Source organism: Pseudonocardia sp. SID8383, assembly GCF_009864975.1.
GTDB classification, from domain to species: domain Bacteria; phylum Actinomycetota; class Actinomycetes; order Mycobacteriales; family Pseudonocardiaceae; genus Pseudonocardia; species Pseudonocardia alni.
Genome location: NZ_WWFY01000650.1, coordinates 24,920 through 44,257 on the forward strand (window position 1 = coordinate 24,920; position 19,338 = coordinate 44,257).

General features: G+C 72.6%; 15 protein-coding genes. 6 read left to right on the forward strand and 9 right to left on the reverse strand.

Features of this window, described 5'->3' with window-relative positions:
• Positions 1 to 6 precede the first annotated feature (6 nt).
• The 5 genes from GTW08_RS15905 to GTW08_RS15925 all read left to right on the forward strand — a co-directional run bounded on the left by GTW08_RS15905 (position 7) and on the right by GTW08_RS15925 (position 5,496).
• Positions 7 to 1,710, forward strand: coding sequence for a type IV secretory system conjugative DNA transfer family protein (locus GTW08_RS15905; RefSeq protein WP_161152152.1), 1,704 nt, complete (start codon positions 7 to 9; stop codon positions 1,708 to 1,710).
• Entirely contained in the window at positions 1,707 to 2,150 is a 444-nt protein-coding gene (locus tag GTW08_RS15910) for a hypothetical protein (protein ID WP_161152153.1), read from the forward strand. The genes GTW08_RS15905 and GTW08_RS15910 overlap by 4 nt, the downstream gene beginning before the upstream one ends.
• Positions 2,137 to 2,940: a hypothetical protein gene (locus GTW08_RS15915; RefSeq protein WP_161152154.1), complete on the forward strand. Its 804-nt coding sequence runs from the start codon at positions 2,137 to 2,139 to the stop codon at positions 2,938 to 2,940. The genes GTW08_RS15910 and GTW08_RS15915 overlap by 14 nt, the downstream gene beginning before the upstream one ends.
• A gap of 314 nt (positions 2,941 to 3,254) precedes the next feature.
• Entirely contained in the window at positions 3,255 to 3,914 is a 660-nt protein-coding gene (locus tag GTW08_RS15920; protein ID WP_237453883.1) for a ParA family protein, read from the forward strand.
• Positions 3,915 to 4,788: 874 nt separating this feature from the next.
• The gene (locus GTW08_RS15925) at positions 4,789 to 5,496 is read left to right on the forward strand and encodes a hypothetical protein (RefSeq protein ID WP_161152156.1); all 708 of its coding nucleotides are present in this window, start codon (positions 4,789 to 4,791) and stop codon (positions 5,494 to 5,496) included.
• Positions 5,497 to 5,509: 13 nt separating this feature from the next.
• Here the strand turns inward: GTW08_RS15925 and mobF are convergent, their stop codons facing one another.
• Positions 5,510 to 9,907 carry a MobF family relaxase gene (mobF, locus tag GTW08_RS15930; protein WP_161152157.1) on the reverse strand — a complete coding sequence of 1,466 codons (4,398 nt, stop codon included), beginning with the start codon at positions 9,905 to 9,907 and terminating at the stop codon, positions 5,510 to 5,512.
• A 716-nt stretch (positions 9,908 to 10,623) separates the two neighbouring features.
• Here mobF and GTW08_RS15935 point away from each other — a divergent pair.
• On the forward strand, positions 10,624 to 11,154 hold the full coding sequence (locus tag GTW08_RS15935) for a hypothetical protein (RefSeq protein ID WP_161152132.1): 531 nt from the start codon (positions 10,624 to 10,626) through the stop codon (positions 11,152 to 11,154).
• A gap of 23 nt (positions 11,155 to 11,177) precedes the next feature.
• On the opposite strand, the gene GTW08_RS15940 is transcribed toward GTW08_RS15935, so the two are convergent.
• The 8 genes from GTW08_RS15940 to GTW08_RS15975 all read right to left on the reverse strand — a co-directional run.
• Positions 11,178 to 11,555: a hypothetical protein gene (locus GTW08_RS15940; protein ID WP_161152133.1), complete on the reverse strand. Its 378-nt coding sequence runs from the start codon at positions 11,553 to 11,555 to the stop codon at positions 11,178 to 11,180.
• A gap of 223 nt (positions 11,556 to 11,778) precedes the next feature.
• Positions 11,779 to 12,363 (reverse strand): recombinase family protein, encoded by a 585-nt coding sequence (locus tag GTW08_RS15945; protein ID WP_161152134.1) that lies wholly within the window; start codon positions 12,361 to 12,363, stop codon positions 11,779 to 11,781.
• 164 nt (positions 12,364 to 12,527) lie between these two features.
• Entirely contained in the window at positions 12,528 to 13,679 is a 1,152-nt protein-coding gene (locus GTW08_RS15950) for an acyl-CoA dehydrogenase family protein (RefSeq protein ID WP_161152135.1), read from the reverse strand.
• Between the two features lie 13 nt (positions 13,680 to 13,692).
• A complete protein-coding gene (locus GTW08_RS15955; RefSeq protein ID WP_161152136.1) occupies positions 13,693 to 14,481 on the reverse strand; it encodes an enoyl-CoA hydratase/isomerase family protein in 789 nt (262 codons plus the stop codon).
• Positions 14,474 to 16,150: a long-chain-fatty-acid--CoA ligase gene (locus tag GTW08_RS15960; RefSeq protein ID WP_224404173.1), complete on the reverse strand. Its 1,677-nt coding sequence runs from the start codon at positions 16,148 to 16,150 to the stop codon at positions 14,474 to 14,476. The genes GTW08_RS15955 and GTW08_RS15960 overlap by 8 nt, the downstream gene beginning before the upstream one ends.
• A 31-nt stretch (positions 16,151 to 16,181) precedes the next feature.
• On the reverse strand, positions 16,182 to 17,342 hold the full coding sequence (locus GTW08_RS15965; RefSeq protein ID WP_161152137.1) for a thiolase family protein: 1,161 nt from the start codon (positions 17,340 to 17,342) through the stop codon (positions 16,182 to 16,184).
• A gap of 42 nt (positions 17,343 to 17,384) precedes the next feature.
• Positions 17,385 to 18,908: a class I adenylate-forming enzyme family protein gene (locus tag GTW08_RS15970; protein WP_161152138.1), complete on the reverse strand. Its 1,524-nt coding sequence runs from the start codon at positions 18,906 to 18,908 to the stop codon at positions 17,385 to 17,387.
• Positions 18,905 to 19,338 (reverse strand): CoA transferase (locus GTW08_RS15975; RefSeq protein ID WP_202417235.1); only part of this gene is annotated, 434 nt, incomplete at its 5' end. The genes GTW08_RS15975 and GTW08_RS15970, both read right to left, overlap by 4 nt.

The following is a 19,338-nucleotide window of genomic DNA, read 5'->3' on the forward strand; positions in this document are numbered from 1 at the left end:
GCCTTGATGCTGACTGATGCAGAGATCCGGTCCCGGCACCGGCTGATCGGCGGTGGCGGCCTCGCCGTCGCCGCCGGGTCCGCCGCGCTGTCGACGGCGCAGGTGTGGGACTCGCTGGCCGCGTTCGCCGACGGAGCCGCGCTCGTCGGCGGCGCTGGTGGCTCCCTCGCGGCCGCCGCCGCCCTGGTGCACCACCGGTGGCACTTCCACCCCGGGCGGGCGTTCCGGCGCGAGCTGGGCGGTCAGGACGGGTGGCTGTCCGGCCGCGACCTCCGGGACGCAGCGGGTGCGCGGGGCGTCCGGCTGATCGCGTCCGGGATCTTCCGGGATCGAGACGCATTCGCGGCGCCGCTACACCTGTCCGGGTGGGAGGCCGGTCGGCTCGTGTCCGGACCGGTCCACCTGCGGCGGAAACCGGTGTACGCGCCGTGGACCCGCGGGGTCGGCATCCTCGGCCCGCAGGGCTCAGGCAAGTCCCAGTACCTCACCGGGTTGGTCCTCGACGCGCCCGGCGCCGCGGTGGTGACCTCCACGAAACCGGAGCTGGCGCGGGCAACGATGGCGATCCGCCGGGCGACCCGCGGGCCGGTAGCGGTGTTCAACCCGGAGCGACTCGGCGACCTGGCATCGACGTTCCGGTGGGACCCGGTGGCCGGATGCCAGGATGGTGCGGTGGCGTCGGCCCGGGCCGCCGCCCTGGTGCGAGGCTCGGGCGGCACCGCCGGTGTGGAGGATGCCTCGTACTGGTCGGGGCAGGCCGAACTCGTCTTGCGGGGCTGCCTGATGGCGGCCGCGATCGACGGCCGCCGGTTGGATGCCGTCGTCAGCTGGGTCAACGCTCGGTACGACCCCGCCGGGCACGACCCCGTCCCGGTCGAGATCCTCTCCGACGCGGTCGAGCGCGGCTCGACGTTGGTGGACGCGACGCTGCCCGACATGCTGCGCACCGCCCTCACTCAGAACCCGAAGACTGCGGCCACGGTGATGACCAACGTGCACGCGGCGCTCGCGTTCATGCAGTCCCCGACGATCGCCGCAGCGTGCACCGCCACTGATGGCGACACCCTCGACCTGGGGGAGTTCCTCGCTGGGCACGGGACGCTGTACCTGGTCGGCGGTGCGAACGACAACCGGGTAGCACCGCTGTTCACCGCCCTGGTCGAAGCGGTCTTCGCCGAGGCGCAGCGCGCGGCCGCCGAGGCGGGCGGGATGCTGCCGACGACGTGCGCGTTCCTGCTCGATGAGGTCGCGAACCTGACCCCGGTGCCGTTGGACCGGTGGGCGGCGGACTCGCGCGGCTGGGGCATCACCGTCGTCGCGATCTTCCAGTCGCTCGCGCAGCTCTCGACCCGGTGGGGTCGCGACGCCGGAGACGTGATCTGGCAGAACCTTCCGGTGAAGGTGATCCTTCCCGGAGTGTCCGGCACCGACGATCTGGACGACCTCGCGCACCTGGGCGGGAAACGGCGGGTGCGGCTCGACACGGAGGGCGCCTCCGAGGGGGAGGGGGGCCGCCGGTCCCGGTCGGTGTCGGTGACGCGACCCCGGGAGCTGCTGGTGGAGGGTGACGTGATCTCTCGGATGCCGCGCCACCACGCCTACGTGCTCGGGCTCGCGCCGCGCCCGGCGGTGGTCCGGTACACCCCCGGGTACGAGCTGGTCCGAACCCGCCGGATCGCGCTCGGCCTCGACCGGGACACGACGGCGTGAGGATCCGGTACAGGATCGACCCCGGTACCGGCGGCCCGACGGTCGCGACGATCCAGGAGACGCTCTCTGCGCGGCTCGGGCACCGGTACCGGCGCCGGGAGCCGTGGGCGTCGCTGCTGCTGCGCTGGTCTGCCCGCACCCCGGACCGGGTCCGGCTCGCCGTCGACGGCGCAGTGTGGGTGCTGCCGCGGGAGCTGTTCGCGGCCGGGCTCGCCCGACGGGCCGGGGGCGCCGGGACCGACGGTGCCGGTCGTCTGATCGTGGCCCGGTTCGACCCGGTGGCCGATGGCCCGCCCGCCCGGGTGCTGCGCTTGATGGGCGAGGACGGCCCGGCCGCGCTGTCGTTCCCGGTCGGGCCGGCGTCCCGGTTCCTGGCCGCGTCGTACGGCATCCTCAACACCCGATTCGGATCGGAGGCCGACACCCGTGACCGCAGCTGACAACACCCGGTACGAGGTTCTCGCCGACCTCCTCGCCGACCTCGACCGTCGGGCCACGGCCCAGGGCGACGCCCTCGACCGGCTGGGGGAGACGGTGACCGAGTCCACGGACCTGCTCGCGCAGACGTTGCCGCGCCTGGACACGCTCGCCGAGCAGGTCGCCGAGCTGCGCGGGCACACCACAGGTGCGGGCGGCACCACGAGCGGCAGCGATGACGGACCGGTCCGAGGGGTCGTGTGGGAGAACCTGACCGCCGACCAGGCGGTGGAGGAGTGGACCCGGCTTGCCGCGTGGGTCGCCGACGTCCTCGGCCCCTGGTACGACTGGCGGCGGGGTCACCTGCCCGACTGCTGGGCGCTGCACCGGCCCGTGGTCCGTCGACTCTCCGCTCTGCACACCGCCTACCTGGCCGCGCACACCGGCCCGGCCGCGTCGGCGGCGGCTTCCGCGGACTGGCATGACCGGTGGCTGCCGCACACCCAAGGACTGATCCTCGGGGAGGAGCCACTCGCCGGCTCGCGGCGACAGCTGAACGAACGATCGGGGCTTGAGTGGAACTGTGAACCGGGACGGCATGACGGTGCGGACGCCGCCGGCCGCCCCTTGGTTACCGACGATGGGCGACCCCTGACCGGGAAGGTCACCCGGAAAGCGCCGGGCAAGGACCGGCACGGATCGGACACTATCCAGGTGGTGTGGGATCCGATCCACCCGGACCACTGGGCTCCGTTCTGGCGACGGGCTGTCGACCAGGACGTTGCGGAGCGCCGGGCGCGTGAGGCCGGCTGATCGGTCTGCGGTTGGGGGCGCCCGCCCCGCTCGGGTGTCTGTGGGTCATCCCGTCGCGTCGGCGGGCTCTGCCCGACCAGGTCAGGGGTTCCACGTCAACCACGCCTTTCCGGTTGACGTGGAACCCCTGACCTGGTTGTCCCTTGGGGCGCCGTCGTGGCGGGATGACCCACGCCCTTCCCCCTCATCCTGGAGCTGAGGCCCTCCCCGGAGGGGCCGCCGGAGGCACGCCCCGGCAGGGGCGCGGGTGTGTCGCTTCCCCGCAGTAGCTACGGCAGTACTGCACGCCGTACCGCAGTACGTACGCTCGCCGCATGGCTCCTTCACCCCCTTCTCCCGGGCCCGGCCTGCGCGTGGTCACTGTCACGAACTTGAAGGGCGGTAGCGGGAAGTCCACGAGCACCGGCCTTCTCGCGCACGCATGGGCCGGGGCCGGCCGCCGCGTGATTGCGGTGGATGCCGACCCGCAAGGCACGCTGACCCGCTGGGCGCAGGACGCGGACTGGTCGATTCCCGTGGTCGGGCTGGCCACCAACAAGCTGCACGCTGACCTGCCCGGGATCGTGTCGCCGGACCGCTACGACGTCGCCGTCGTGGACACCCCGCCGCTGGAGCTTCAGCGCGGCATCGTCTACTCGGCGATGCGCGCCGCGACCGACGTGGTGGTGACCCTCGCCCCCACCTCGTCGGAGTGGGACGTCCTGCCGACGGTGTGGGACGCGCTGGACGAGGTGGAGCCGCTGCGCGCCCGCCCGGCGGTGGTGTCGGTGCTGTGGAACCGAGTTCGGACGGGCACCACCAGCGCGGCGGTCTACCGGGAGATGCTGGACGAGTCGCGGCGCTACTCCTGCCGGGCGGTGATCCCGATGGCCGAGCGCTACGCCCAGGCCATCGGCGGGCCGGTGACGCTGCGGGCCGAGGACACCGCCGTGGTGGACGCCGCCGCCGAGATCGCCGGGCGGGGTGGCTGGTGACCCGACGCGACGACCTGCGGGCACGTGCAGCCCGCGCGGCGAACCGCACACCGGCCGCCGACCCGGGCGAGGTCCAGCGAGACCCGGGACCGCTCTCCCCGCCCCACGATCAGGCTCCGCCGCCCCGGGCGGCAGCTCGCCCGGGGCGCCCTGCCAGCATCGCGCCGCGGACGAAGCCGGTACGGATGACGGTGGATCTGTCCCCACTGGCTCACGAGCGGCTCCGGGCCCGGCGAAACGCTCTCCGGGAGTCCCTGGGCATGGCCGCGGACCTGCCTGGCGCGGTCGTGGTCCGGGCCCTGCTCGCCGAGCTGGACGCAAACTCAGGGCTCGCCGACGCTGTCCGGGACCGGATCGCCGAGGATCCCACCGGCTACGGCAGACAGTAGCTACGGTGTTACTGCATTACTGCAAGACGGAGTTACGGCAACACTGCACTACTGCATATGAGGCCGGAAAGCCGAGCGCGGCACGCGCCGCGCGGGGAGGTCAAGACGATGGACAAGACGCCGTATGACACCAGCGGATGCCCTCCGCTGCCTCGGTACGTGAAGTGCGCCGGATGTGCGGAGCAGGACCCGGAAATGGCCCGGTACGCGATCGACACCCGGTGCGGAGTCGCCTGCGCTCCGGTCTGCCCGCTGTGTGTCGACACGATCGAGGCGGACTGGATCCCGGACCCGGCGGCGGTGGAGGAACATGCCCGTCACCTCGGGATCGAACCTGTCGTGGATACGAGTTGGATACCGCCGGGCCCGAGCCTCTCGGACCGTTACCGCATGTAGCGCCGCGCTGTGCGGTGCCGGAGACCGGGGTGAGTTGTCGGTGGGGTCCTCTACCCTGCGACCGGCGACGCGCCTAGGAGGCGGACACGATGGCTGACCTCGGACGAATCGGGGAGACCTGGCTCGAACCCGGCCGTCTGTTCGACCCGGACGACCCCGCCGACGCACCACCCGCGGACGCGCTCGACGTGCAGTTCCGCGCCCCGCTGTCGTTCTCCGCGTTCGTCGACGACCTGTTCCGCACCGGCCGCGGCATCGACGCAGCGGCCTGCCTGCGGGTCTACGACGACGCGATCGCCCGCACCGTGCAGCAGGTGCAGCGGCTCGGCGGGTTCGTCCTCGACGAGCACGGGGCCCCGGTCCCGGCCCGCCTCGACCTCACCGCCCACGGTGAGGCCACCATGAACGGGGACCCGGACCGGGTCCGGGTCCACCATCACCTCTATGTCGGCCGGACCGGTGTGTCGGTGCGGGACGGTCGCCGCCTCCCGGTCGACGTGCACCGCCTGCGCCGCGGCATCCGCGCTGTCCTCCCGCTGTACGACCAGGTGTTGCAGGGGCGGACGGAGGACCGGTTCGGGTGCCGGTGGGGTCCGCCCCCGGGCGGGTACGACTTCGAGATCCTCGACCCGCCGATGCACGAGCGGATCACCGGGCAGGAGCACGAGGTGTGCCGGTCCCCGTGGGGACCGCGCACCACCTGGGAACAGCCGAGCCCGGAGCTGCTCGCAGCGCTCGACCAGGAGGCCGCGCTCATCGCCCGGCACACGGCCACCACAACCGACCCGCCCCAGTAGGGGGCCCGGCCGGTCACATCTCGATCGTGGGCCCGTCCTGCTCGGCGCCGCGCTCGACCGTGGCGGTCTCACGCTGGGTGCGGACATGGTCGTACCCGGCTGTGCGCTGCTGCCGCTCCGCTTCCGCCGCGGCGGCGGCCCCCTGCGTGCGTGCGGTGTCCTGCGCGGCGTCGTGGCCGCGCTGGTAGGCACGCCGCTCGTCGGACGTCTGCCGGGCCGTCCGGAGCGTCTCGATCGCCTCGGCCGTGGTCGGCACCGCCCGCCGCGCCGCTCCGCTCGACCGGCCCTCGACGTCCCGGCCCTCGACGTCCCGGTGATCGGCTGGGGCCGGCCGCCGCACGGACGGCTCCTGCCCACGGCCGGGCGCGGCGTCCGGCCCGACCTTGCGCGGATCCGGCGTGACCGCGCCGGCGCGGTCGGCCGCCCGGTTCCGCCGGGCCAGCTCCTCGGCGGCGAGCCGCGCATCCTCGGCGACGTCGCGGTGCGCCTCGGCCCACTTCGACCGGTGCGCGTGGCTGTTCTCGAGGTCGGCGGCCCGCTGCTGCTGCCACTGCATCATCCGACGGAGCGAGGCACGCTCCTCGATCTTCCGGGGCAGGTCGGGGTCACCATCGCCTGCGGCGCCGATCTCGGCGGTCCGCGCGCTGACCCGCACCCGCTGCTCGTGCGCGGCCCGGTACGCCTCCCGCATCTTGTCCGCGACGAACTCCGGCGCGACGGCCTGCTCCCGCGCCCACCGCTCGGTGCGCTGGTACAGCTCCCCATCGGTGAGCGCACGGTGGTCGACCACATCGTCCGGGACCGGGCCGAGCGCGTCCCGCGCGGACTGCCACAACGCCCGCCGGAGCGGGAACTCCCGCGACGGCGCCGCACCGATCGACTCCTGATCGGCCGGTACCCGCTCCATCTCCCGGTACGCGGCCACCGCACCCGCGGACCGCTCCCACGCGGCCCGCTCGGCGACCTGCCCAACCTCCGGGACGTCGCCGAGCTGGCTCAACGCCCACCCGGTCGGCTCCTCGGCGAGCTGTCGACCCAACCGGGTCTGACGCTCGGTCGCCGCCGCGGCCAGGTCCGCGACGTACTGCCCGGCCTCGGTCCCGTCCGGGGCCGGTACCCGCGTCGTCCAGTCCGCCGGGTCCACGGCCCGCTCCGGAACCCGGGCCTCGGTCAGCTGCCGGAGCCGCCACCGGACGACGTCCGGCACACTCTCGGCGGTGTCCAGGCCGCGCACCCCGACCGCCTCGGCCAGCACCGCGGCCGGGTCGTGCCCCGCGATCTCCGCCTCCCGCGTCGCCTGCAACAACCGGCCGTACGCCGCCCGGTCGTCGGCGGCCGCGGCCGCGGCGTCCGGGCCGAGCACCTCGGCCAGCACCGCGCCGTACCGGCCGCGGGCGTGGTCATCGGACACCGCGTCCAGCGTCGCGGCCGCCATCGCGAACGAGCCCGCGGCCCGCTGCCCCTCGCGCAGCGTGTCCGTCGCGCTGCGCTGCGCCGAGCTGGCGGTGTAGATGCCGGTGAAGCACTCCCGCGCGGACTCCTCGACCCGCTCCGGGTCGTGCTCGTCCGCCGCCCGCACCGCGGGCAGGTAGACGTGGTTCTCCTCCGCACCACGGGTGAGACCGGGGTACGCGCCCTCCCGGGTCGCATCCCGGTCGGGCAGGTAGTGCCCGCGCTGCACCGTGACGCCCTGGCTGGCGTGCTCGGTCACCGCGTAGGCCAACGTCACGTGCTCCCGCACGTAGCCCGGCAGCAGGTGCGCGGTCGCGCCGCCCTGGTCCCGGACGAGCAGCGCCCCGGACTCCGCGTGCCGCCCGACCACCGTGTAGAGCGCCCGGTTCGTCACCGGGTCCGGCTCCACGGCCGCGCCCGGGCCACGGTCGACGCGGGCACGGTAGTCGTTGAGCCGTGCCTGCACCCGGTCCCCGACCGACACCTCCTGCTTTCCCTTGGCGCCGCGCACGTAGGCGACCGGAGCCTCCTCGACCCGCCCCAGCTCGATCAACCGGTCCCGGATCGACGCCGACAGCTCCCCCGCCCCCTCATTGGTGCCGGTGATGAGCAGCGTGTCCTTGCCGTCCAGGACGTCCGACAGGTACCGCTCGGCGGCGAGGGCCTGCATCTCCTCCCACGTGCCCGCGTGCACGCGGCCACGGTCGTTGTAGGCGTCGAACGCGGACGGGTCCCCGCCGCGCAGCTTCAAGCTCGCCTCGCGCTCCCACTCGGCGCGGAACCGGTGCACCTCGTGCAGTTCGTACGCGCCGCGCTCGGCGATCACCTGCCGGAACAGGCCACCGGCACCGACCGCGTCGAGCTGGTGATGGTCACCGGTCAGGACCACCTTCGCCCCCGCGGCGGAGCACAGCTCGACGATCCGGTCCAGCTCCTGCGTCGACGACATCCCGGCCTCGTCGACGATCACCAGGTCCCGACCGGTGAGCCGGTCACGGACCTCCCCCGCCTCGTCCGCGGTGAAGCCGTTGAGGAACCGGGTCGTGTTGAGCGCCTCCAAGCCGTCCCCGGCCAAGTTCTGCGTCGCGATCTGCGACGTGGCGAGACCGAGCACGCGGCCATCGGCGTGCTCTGCCCACACCCGGGCGAGCTCACCGACCGTGCGGGACTTCCCGGTCCCGGCGGGGCCGACCAGGCAGTCACCGAGACGGCCGGACCCGATGATCCCGGCCACTGCGTCGACCTGGTCACCGGACAGGCCGGCCGCGGCCAGCCGCGACCGCAGTGCCTCCACGTCCAGCCCGTCGCTGTCCGCGGTCACCGCACCGGCCAGCGGGGCGGCCATCCGGGCGGACACCCGCTGCTCCGCGGCCAGATGCGCGGCAGTCGCGTACCGCTCCGCGTTCGCGCGCCGGTAGATCGACCCGCCATCCGCGCGCCGGAACGACTCCGGAACCTCGACCGGGTCCGGCGTGGAGACCTGCACAACCTCCACCGACCGCAGCGCCTCCCGCGCGATCTCCTCCAACCGGACCGGGCGATCCTCGGCGGCCACGCCGAGATCGGCCGCGGACCCCAGACGCTTGTCGATCGCGGCCGCGAGGTTCCCCAGCGTCCACACCGAGTAGGACGCCTGCACGTCCTCGATGGCCGACGCGGACACGTCCCGCAGGTGCGCAGCGGCCACGTCCGCGGCCGTGTCCGCACCCGCGGCCACGCCGTGACCGGCGAGCCGGTCAACGGCCACCGCCCCACCGGACACGTGACCACCCGCGGACACCGGCCCGGCCGCCCGCTGTCCGGCCGCCTCGACATCGGCCACCATCGCGGCCAACCGCTCTGTCCGCTGCTCGCTCCACCGCGCGACCGCGGCCGGCCCGGACTCCGGCCCCTTCGCCTTCCGGGTCTCGTACACGGCCATGTCCGTGATCCGCTTCATCGCGGCCGCGTCCGGCTCCTTGCCGTGCCGATCCCGGTAGAGCGCGACGCGCTCGGCGACGAGCCCGGTCACCTGCCCCCGCCGCGTCGACGCCTCCGCCATCACCTCGGGGTCGATGCCGACGATCTCGCGGGCCTTGCCGTCCGGGCGCAGCTCGAACCGCGCCCCGGTCTCCTCGGTCACGAACTGCTCGGTCGCCCGCTCGTAGGCGGCGGCAATGGCCTCCTTGTAGGCCCGGAAACTCGCGCCGTCGAGAGCGCCGATCTTCCCGGCCTCGGTCACCGTCCGGTTCAACAGGGCCGCGTGCGTGTGCATCTGCGGCTCGTTCTCCCGGCTCGTGGAGTGAGCCCACACCGTCCACACCGCGCCAGTACCGGCCTCGTGCCGACCGATCGACTCATTCCCGGTCACCGTGCGAGCGTGCGACCCGGTCCGCGTGAAAATCACCCGCGACTCGGCGTACTCCAACGCGACCTGAACCGCTCGATTGTGCGCCTCCACCACCTTGTCAGCCAATTCCGTCTGACCGGTCGCCCGCAAAGCAGCCTCATACACGGAAATAGACTTCACGGCAGAGAACGTGAAATCGTAGTACGCCACCGGCTTCCGCCCGGACGTGGCAGCCTCGGACCGCAATTCCCGCTCACGCTCCGGCGTGACCTCGCCGGACTCCTTCGCGGCCAGCGCGTTGTACCGCTCCGCCTCGGTGCGGAAATGCGCAGGCCGGCGCCCCAGGAACTCCGGCTCCGCCTCGGTCGACTCCGGGCGGCGGAGCTGCCCGAACACCGCCCGCACGTCGTCCGGGTTCACCGCGTCCCCGGCCCGGAACTCCAGCCCCATCGCCTCCATGCCCGACCCGGCCCACCGGCCCGGAGCCTCACCGTGCTCCACGGCGGCGGTGTAGTACTCCGGCCCCTGCTGGCCCGCCGCCTTCTCGACGGCGTGGTCGTGCTCGCGGCACCCCGAGCCGCGGAGCAGGTACTCGACCGCTCCGGAGCCGATGGCGGTGATGCGCAGCACGAGCCCATCGTACCGGACCCGACCAAGATCACAACACTGTGCATAGGTGTGTTGTGAGAGTAGAGATCAAATGATGATGACGCTGGTAGCTGCTGTAATCATGTGCTGGTCGCTGTAGTTGAGGCTGCGTGAGCGGCTGCTGTGCGGCTGCGTGTGCTTGTCGACGTCGGAAGCAACGACGTAGGACAAGGCGGGTACGCGCTGGAAGCGAACCTAGGACCGAAGACGGCGGCGCGGCGGTCTGCATGAGGCCGCGGTGCGGCTGGGAACCGGCGCCGCGGCGCCGTGCTCGACTGGGCGCGCTCAGCCGGGGGGCGGACGGCGACGCGGTGCGTGCCATCGCCCGAGAAAGTGAGTCTCCTGCGGGGGGTCCGAAACAGGTCGCGCCGTCTCCTCCGAGTCGGCGACTGAGTCGGTATGGTGACGATATGACAGAAACGCGCGTGACAGAATCGGCCCGTCCGATCCGCTGGACGGACTCCGCGAGCACTTGACCGACGGGTCACGCACTATCCTGGAAATAGCTCTACTGTCCCATGACGGCGACGTGGTGGCCGCGCTCGACGAGATCGTGGAATCGCACGTCTATCTCTGCAAAGCAGCGGCCGCCGGAGCCACCATCACGATCCAGTGGCCGGGAGGAGACTCAGAGCCCGTGGGCATGTTCTGACATGACGTGCAGATCATCTCAACGCCAGTTGTAGTAGAATCGGGGCGTGAGCGGATGCGGGCGCCACTTCTTCGGCAGCGATCGTGACTGCCCGGACTGTGAAGCGTTGCGGCTCGGCCGCCTCCAAGGGCGCGAGCAGGCCCGGGCCTTGGCCGACGAGCAGAACCGCATCCGAGCCGAATACGAACGCGGTATCGCCCGTGAGGATCGGCGTGCGGCTCGGCGAGAGCGCAGGGCCCGGGGATCGAGCGAGGTCCCGTTGGTCTCCGGAGCTGGCCCGGGCTGGGGCGTTGGCGTGCTGGTCTTCTTCGCGCTCGGGTTCGCCGCCGTGAATGCCGCGGTGGCCGCGCTGCTGGCGGTGGTTGCGGCCGCGCTGGTCGCGAGCGAGTGGCGGAAGGGACTCGGGACCGGCGGTCGTTCTGCTGCCGTCATCGCCCCGTCAGCTGTCCTGATCACGCTGATTGCCCACCCTGCCGTTGACTTGGCGATCATCGTCGGGGCTACGTGGGTCGCCGTGCACCTGTCCACGCGGGCGGACGGCGATTCAGGTGACGAGCACCGGCAGCGATCCGTCTGATCCGCCCGCCGCCGGTGCTCACCTCACGCTCCGCGGGGTGTGAGGTCGACCCCGCCCGGGCCGACCAGGGTGACCGGGAGCCCGGGCCGCGCGGTCGGGTCAGCGGGCACCGGCTCGTCAGGGCTGCGGCCGTACATCGCGGTCCAGGGGGTCCGGTACTGCACCGCGTGCTCTCCACGGCCGTCGGTGGGGTGCCAGGTCGACACGGACACCACCAGCGCCCCGCAGCTGCTGCACGCCCCGATCGAGGCCGACATGCGCTCCCCGGGCCGTAACGGCCCGGACAGGTGGCCCCACTCGGCCGGTTCCAGGGCGAGCCGGGTCTCCTCGGGCGCCACGGGGACCGGTCCGGAGCCGATCAGGCCGTGGACGTGCGCGCCGGGGTGGGTGCAGGTGCTCATCGTGTGCTCCTCGTCGTGGCGCTCGTCGAGCGGGGAGGGGGTCGCCGTAGTACTCGCCGAAAATCGGGCGGATACGGCTGAGTAGCCTCCTGAGCTGCCGATGGTGGTTGCGCGGGGGGAGATCGCGGTTGGCGGCGCAGGTGTTGCCCACCTCGTCGCCAGGCGCGGCGGTAGTACCCAGGACTCGCGATGACCCGAGGTGCAAGGTAACTGCCGGGCCGGGTCAGCCCACCTTCGCGCGAGCGCGGGAGAGCGCTCGGTAGACCGTGGAGCGGGTGACGGAGAAGAGCTCCTCAAGCTCGCTGATGGTGTGCTCGCCGGCGGCGTGGAGTGAGACGAGGTGGGCTTCCTGTCGCGGTGAGAGCTTGGGCTGCTTGCCGCGCAGCCGGCCCTTGGCTCTGGCGACCTTCATGCCCTCGCGTGTCCTCATCCTGACGAGGTCGGCCTCGAACTCGGCGATCATGGCGAGTGCGTTGAACAGTAGCCGGCCGATGGGGTCGGTGGGGTCGTGCACCGAGGCGCCGATGCAGAGCTTGATCTCGCCGGCGGTGAGCTCGTCGGCGATCGCACGGGCGTCGGGCACCGAGCGGGCGAGGCGATCAAGCTTCGTGATCACGAGGGTGTCGCCGGCGCGGCATGCGGCAAGGGCTTCGCGTAGCCCGGGTCGGGCGCGGTTGGTGCCGGTGAGCCCGTGGTCGACGTAGATCCGCTCGGTCGCGACGCCGAGCGCGGTGAGGGCGTCGCGTTGAGCGGTGAGGTCCTGGGCGTCGGTGGAGCAGCGGGCGTAGCCGATCAGCAGTCCGGTCACCGGGGCAGTGTGCCGGTTATGGCCCCCTCACCGGAACTATTCACCGAACCAGGCTTACGGGACGCCTCGTACTGGGCCGATGCTTCAGCGCTGGTCGGCGCGGGGGTGTCCCGGTAGGGGTTCCTCTCGTGGGATATCGACGCTCCATCTGGTGGACGGCCTTCTCACAGGGACCGGGCAACAAGCTCCTTCATGATCTCGTTGGTGCCGCCGTAGATCTTCTGCACGCGGGCCGAGGTGAACATGCGCGCGATCGGGTACTCGTTCATGTAGCCGTACCCGCCGAACAGCTGCAGGCAGCGGTCGACGACGTTGTTCTGCACGTCGGTGCAGAAGAACTTCGCCATCGAAGCGGACGCGGCGTCCAGCTCGCCCGCCATGTGGCGGGGGATGAACCCGTCGACCATGCTGCGGGCGGCCGTCGCGTCGGTGGCGCACTCGGCGAGCACGAAGCGGGTGTTCTGGAAGCTCATCAGGTTCTGACCGAACGCCTCCCGCTCCTTCACGTAGGCGATCGTCTCGCGGACTGCCGCGGTGGCGGCCGCGGCGCCGGCCACCGCGATGATCAGTCGTTCCTGCGGCAGTTGCTGCATCAGCTGTGCGAAGCCGCGTCCCTGGGTGCCGAGCAGGTTGCCCGCCGGGACCCGCATGCCGGAGAAGAACAGCTCCCGGGTGTCCTGGCCGTGCTGGCCGATCTTGTCCAGCACGCGGCCGCGCTCGAAGCCCTCCAGGCCCTCGGTCTCGGCGACGATGAGGGACAGCCCCTTGCCGCCCTCGTCGTCCCCGGTGCGGGCGACGACGACCAGCAGGTCGCAGTGGGTGCCGTTGGAGATGAACGTCTTGGCACCGTCGATCACATAGTGGTCGCCGTCGCGGCGGGCGCGGGTGCGGACGCTTTGGAGGTCCGAGCCGGTTCCGGGTTCGGTCATGGCGATCGCGCCGACGAGGTCACCGGAGGCCATGCCGGGCAGCCAGCGCTGCTTCTGCTCCTCGGTACCGAACGCGTTGATGTAGTGCGCGACGATCGTGCTGTGGACCATGTTGGCCCAGGCGTCGTCACCGACGCGGGCCTGCTCCTCGGCGATGACGGCCTCATGGGCGAACGTCGCGCCGCCGCCGCCGTACTCCTCGGGGATGCTGATGCAGAGCAGCCCGGCCCGGCCGGCGGCCCGCCAGAACTCGCGGTCGACCATGTGCGCCGCCGCCCAGCGCTCCTGGTTCGGCACGACCTCCTTCGCGATGAAGGTGCGGGCGAGCCCGCGGAGGTCGTCGAGCTCCTGGGTGGCCCAGGGGGCGCGGTAGTCGTCGAGAATCATCGGATGCTCCCTCTCATCGGCCGGTGAAGGCTGGTGTGCGGCCCGCGGTGAAGGCGGACAGCCCCTCGCGGGCGTCGTCGGTGCCGAGCGCGCGCAGGAAGTTGTGGCGTTCGGTCGCCAGCCCTTCCCGCAGCGGCTGGTCGTGGGCTCGGCGGGCGGCGTCCGCGGCGAGTGCCACGGCGCGCGGCGCGTTCCCGGCGATGCGGCGGGCCAGCCCGATCGCGGCCGGGACGACCTCGTCATCGTCGACCACGTCGGCGACCAGCCCGGCGTCGCAGGCCCATGCGGCGTCGACCGCGTCGCCGGACAGCAGCATGCGCATCGCCTTGGCCTTGCCGACGGCGTGCACGAGCCGCTGCGTGCCACCGGCCCCGGGAATGACCCCGAGCTTGACCTCGGGGACGGCGAACCGGGCCGAATGGCCGGCGATCGCGATGTCGCAGGCCAACGCCAGCTCGCACCCGCCGCCGTACGCGATGCCGCGCACGGCCGCGACCGTCGGTGTCGGGTAGTCGGTGAGGACGTCGAAGAGCCGGTCGAACGGCAGCTCGTCGGTCGGCGCGGCGCCGATCATGGCCGGGACCTCGGCGATGTCGGCGCCGGCGCAGAACGCCGGGCCGGCGCCGGTGACGACCACGACGCGCACATCCGGGTCGGCGGCCGCGTCGGTGAGCCGGCCGGTCAGCTCGGCGACCAGGTCGCGGCCGAGCGCGTTGTAGGACCCGACGTGCTCCAGCGTGAGCAGTGCGACCGGGCCGTGCCGCTCGGCGGAGACCAGGGTCTCGGTGGGCTGCTCAGTCATCGGTACCGCCGTAGTGACCGGCCCACGTCGTGCGGATGGTCTTCTTGTCGCACTTGCCGACGCTGGTGCGGGGGATCTCGCTGACCGTGATGAAGGACTCCGGCAGCTGCCAGGACGCGAACGCCGACGACAGGTGCGCATGCAGGTCCGCGAGCGTCACCTCGTGCCCGGGGGTCGGGACGATGAGCACGAACGGCCGCTCCTGCCACTTGGGGTGCGGCAGCCCGACGACCGCCGCCTGGGCGACGGCGGGGTGGCCGGCCAGCAGGTTCTCCATGTCGATGGAGGAGATCCACTCGCCGCCGCTCTTGATCACGTCCTTGAGCCGGTCGGTGACCTTGAGGTAGCCGTCCGGGTCGATCGTGCCGACGTCGCCGCTGCGCCACCAGCCGCCCGTGAAACGGTCGTCGGCATCGGCCATGTTGTGATAGCGCGTGGTGATCCACGGGCCGCGCACACAGATCTCGCCCTGGGCGACGCCGTCGTGCGGGACGTCCTCGCCGGCCGCGTCGACGAGCCGGACGTCGACCAGGGTGGCGGGGAGCCCCTGCTTGCGCTTGAGCTCGAGCAGGTCGTCACCGGACAGCCGGGCACGCACGCCCGGCTTGTACCGGTTCATGGTGACCAGCGGCGTGGTCTCGGTCGCGCCGTAGGCGTGCACGATCTCCGCGCCGGTCAGCTCGGCGAAGCCGCGCATCAACGACAGCGGCGGCTCGGTCGCGCCCGACATCATCCGCAGCCGTCCCAGGTCGGGCTTGTCCTCGAGCGAGCGGATGTAGTCCAGCATCGGCCCGAAGATCGCGGGAGCACCGTTGGTGACGGTCACGTCCTCGGCGATCAGCGCGTCGGTGAGCGGCCTGGTGTCCTCGGCCGTGTACCGGCCCGGCAAGACGATCTTGTTGGCGGTCAGGGTGGCCGCCTGCGGCAGGCCCCAGGCCTGTCCGTGGAACATCGGCGTGATCAGCATCGTGCAGTCGTCGAGGGTCATGCCGATGTTCGTGGCGAGCGAGAAGGAGTGCAGGCAGATCGCGCGGTGCGAGTAGTAGACGCCCTTCGGCCGGCCGGTGGTGCCGGTCGTGTAGCAGGCGCCGTAGGCGGAGCGTTCGTCGATCTCCGGCCAGTCGATCCGGGGCGCCGCGGCAGCGACGAGGTCCTCGTAGTGGTGCACGTTCGGCAGCGTCGTGCTGATCTGGTCGAGCGGCTTGTCCGTCAGCACGACCCACGCGGTGACGTCGGGCAGCATCGGGGCCACGGCCTCGGCGACCGGCAGCAGCGTCTCGTCCACGCAGACGATCGAGGTCCCGCTGTCGGCGACGACGAAGGAGAGGTCCTCGGGCCCCAGGCGCAGGTTGAGCTGCACCATCACCGACCCGAGACCGGGGATCGCCCAGTAGAGCTCGTAGTGACGGCGGCTGTTCCAGTCGAGGATGCCGACCCGGGTGGCCGGGCCGGCGCCGAGGCCGGCCAGGGCGTTCGCCCCGCGCACGATGCGGTCGTAGGCGTCGGCGTAGGTGTAGCGGCCCCAGCCGCCGTCCGGGAGCCGGTAGACGATCTCGCGGTCGCCGTGGGTCCGGGCGGCGTGCCGGATCAGGGTGGTGGTGTTGAGCTGGACGTCGTCGCCCATCGTGGACGGGTATCCGGTCACGACGGTGCGGGTGGGTGCCGGCACGAGGGACTCCTTCGTCGGTGCGCGGGTGGGGTCAGGGGAGGCGTTCGATGACGGTGGCGTTGGCCATGCCGGCGGCTTCGCAGACGGTGAGTAGGCCGTAGCGGGCCTCGCGACGCTCCAGCTCGTCGAGGAGCTGGGTGAGCAGGCGTCCGCCGGTCGAGCCGAGCGGGTGGCCGATCGCGATCGAGCCGCCGTTCACGTTGAGCTGGTCGTCCGGGTAGCCGAACTCGTCGCGCCAGAGCATCGGGACGGGCGCGAACGCCTCGTTGACCTCGGCCAGGTCGATGTCAACGATCGTCAGCCCGGCCCGGTCGAGCGCGGCGCGGGTGGCGGCGAGGATCGCGGTGAACTGCAGAACCGGGTCGTCGGCGGCGACCGCCATCGACACGATCCGCGCCCGCGCCCGCAGGCCCACCGCCTCCGCGTACGACCGGTCGGCGACGAGCAGCGCGGCGGCGCCGTCGCTGATCTGGGACGAGTTCGCGGCGGTGATCGCGCCCGCCGGGTCGAAGACCGGCGTCAACGTGGCCATCCGCTGCCGGTCGGGCGCGGCGCGGATGCCCTCGTCGCGGGTCATCGGGCCGTCGACGCCCTCCAGCGGCACGAGCTGCGCCGCGAAGTGCCCGGCGTCGGTCGCCGCGGCGGCCCGCTGGTGGCTGCGGACGGCGAAGTCGTCGAGCTGGTCGCGGGTGTAGCCCCACTTGGCGACGACCAGCTCGGCGGACGGACCCTGGGCAGGCAGGTTGCCCTCGAACCGGGCGAGCGCCCGCTCGCCGTACCACTCGCCCCGCGGCCCGCTCGGGTCGAACAGCGGACCGAGATCGACCCGCGACATCGACTCGACACCGGCGCCGATCGCGACGTCGTACTCGCCGGAGCGCACGCCCTGCGCCGCGAAATGGACCGACTGCTGACCGGAGCCGCACTGCCGGTCCAGGGTGGTGCCGGGCAGACCGATCGGCAGCCCGGCGCCGAGCAGCGCGGTGCGGGCGACGTTGCCGGTCTGCTCGCCGCGTTGCAGGGCGCAGCCCACGATCACGTCGGCCAGCGAGTCCGGGGCCACGCCGGTGCGGTCGACGAGGTGGGTGAGGGTGTGCGCGAGCAGGTCGACCGGGTGCCAGTCGCGCAGCTGCCCGCCGCGCTTGCCGACCGGGGTGCGGACGGCGTCGACGATCACGGCTTCTCGGGTCATGCGGCGTCTCCTGTCAGCGGGTGCGGGAATCCTTCACGTTCCTCAGCCATCCAGGGCCCCCCGGAGCCGGTGCTTGAGGATCTTGCCGGACGGGTTGCGCGGCACGGCGCCGATCGTGAGCTCCCGCGGGAGCTTGTAGCCGCTGAGATGCGTGCGGCCGTACTCGCGCAGCTCGTCGAGCGTGAGCGTGGCGCCCGGGGCGAGGTCGACGACGGCGACGGCGATCTCGCCGTACTCCTCGCTCCGGCGCCCGACGACGGCCAGGTCGCCGACCGCGGGGTGTGCGGCGAGGACACCCTCCACCTCCGCGGAGTAGACGTTGGCCCCGCCGGTGATGATGAGGTCCTTCAGGCGGTCGACGAGGGTGATGTAGCCGTCCTCGTCGATCCGGGCGAGGTCGCCGGTGTGGACCCATCCGTCGCGCACGGTCTCGGCGGTCGCCTCCGGCTTGCGCCAGTAGCCCTTCATCATCGACTCGCCGCGCATGATCATCTCGCCGACGGTGCCCGGCTCGACGTCGTTCCCGCTCGGGTCGACGATCCGCACCTCGGTGTTGGGCACCGCGACCCGACCGCTGGCCTCCGGGCGCGCGACGACGTCGTCGTGGTGCAGCAGGATGCCGCCCGGGCCGCCCTCGGTCTGGCCGCACGCCTGCACGATCCAGGCGTCGGGCAGCGCTGCGACCAGGGCCTCGGCGGTGCGGGCGGGCATCGGTGCGGCGCCGTAGAGGCAGATCCGCAGGCGCGAGAGATCGCGAGCGGCGAGGTCCGGCAGCCGCAGCAGGTGGGTGTACATCGTCGGGACGCCGAAGAAGAACGTGATCCGCTCGCGGGCGAGGGTGTCGGCCACCGTGGCCGGTTCGAACGCCGGGAGGATCACGTGGGTCGCTCCGAGCATCACCCCGTTCAGTAGCAGCATGTTGAGGCTCGCCGAGTGGTACAGCGGTGCGACGTGCAGCATCCGCTCCCCGTCCCGCAGACCCATGCCGATGCTGGAGTTGATCCCGACCCACAGCACCCGGCGATGGTCGAACAGTGCCCCCTTGGGCCGCCCGGTGGTCCCGGACGTGTAGATGATCAGAGCGTCGTCGTCCTCGGAGACCTCGACGTGGGTGGGCCGGGCGGCGTGGTCCCGGGCGGCCGCGCGGACGTCCTCGTATCCCTCGACGGTGCCCAGCGCCAGCGGCTCCGCGTCGCCCGTCCGGTCGGGCAGCGAGTGCCACGCCCGGACGCCGTCGGCGACCTCGGGCCCGAACAGCAGGAGCCGGGCCCCGGTGTCGGTGACCAGGTAGTCGATCTCCGTCGGTGCCGAGCGCGGGTTGATCGGCACCACGATCGCGTCCAGGCGGAGTCCGGCGTAGACGGCGACGACGAACGCGTCGCTGTTGCCGGCCAGCAGGAGCATGCGGTCGCCCTGCTCGAGACCACGCCCGGCCAGCTCGGCCGCCAGCTCGTCCACCGCGCGGTCCAGCTCGGCGTAGGTGAGCGCCACGTCGCCGAACTGCACGGCGACCCGGTCGGGACAGCGGCGGGCGGTGCGGGCGAGGACGCCGGCGAGGGTGGTCATCGCATCTCCTGGAGGGTGTCGTCGACGGTGGGCCCGACCGAGACGATCGGGATGTCGAGCTCGTTGCCGAGCTCCTGCCAGTGCGTGCTGTCCGCCGTGGCGAACCGCGCGGCGAGCTCGGTACGGGTGCGGCCGACGGCGTCACCCAGCCGCGCGACGAAGTGCGGCTCGACCGCGCCGACGGCGACGTATCCGTCGGTCGTCGGGTAGATCCCGTACCCGGGGCTCCCCCCGCCGAGCACGTCGCCGGGCCCGGTCAGCCCGTGCCGCACGCCGGCGGCCGCGTCCCGGGCGACCCGGTCGAGCACGACCGGCTGGTGCACCGCGGCACCGCTGCGATCACGCAGGCGCAGACCAGCGACGGCGGCGAGGGCGGCCCGCTCCCCGCCGAGGAGGTCCGCGACCGGGACGGTTGGGACTGCCGGCGGCT

Excerpts from the sequence above, each read along its gene's own strand:
- GTW08_RS15905 (WP_161152152.1), top strand. The coding sequence starts at position 7 with ATGCTGACTGATGCAGAGATCCGGTCCCGGCACCGGCTGATCGGCGGT.
- GTW08_RS15920 (WP_237453883.1), top strand. The coding sequence starts at position 3,255 with ATGGCTCCTTCACCCCCTTCTCCCGGGCCCGGCCTGCGCGTGGTCACT.
- GTW08_RS15925 (WP_161152156.1), top strand. The coding sequence starts at position 4,789 with ATGGCTGACCTCGGACGAATCGGGGAGACCTGGCTCGAACCCGGCCGT.
- GTW08_RS15940 (WP_161152133.1), bottom strand. The coding sequence starts at position 11,555 with ATGAGCACCTGCACCCACCCCGGCGCGCACGTCCACGGCCTGATCGGC.
- GTW08_RS15950 (WP_161152135.1), bottom strand. The coding sequence starts at position 13,679 with ATGATTCTCGACGACTACCGCGCCCCCTGGGCCACCCAGGAGCTCGAC.
- GTW08_RS15955 (WP_161152136.1), bottom strand. The coding sequence starts at position 14,481 with ATGACTGAGCAGCCCACCGAGACCCTGGTCTCCGCCGAGCGGCACGGC.
- GTW08_RS15965 (WP_161152137.1), bottom strand. The coding sequence starts at position 17,342 with ATGACCCGAGAAGCCGTGATCGTCGACGCCGTCCGCACCCCGGTCGGC.
- GTW08_RS15970 (WP_161152138.1), bottom strand. The coding sequence starts at position 18,908 with ATGACCACCCTCGCCGGCGTCCTCGCCCGCACCGCCCGCCGCTGTCCC.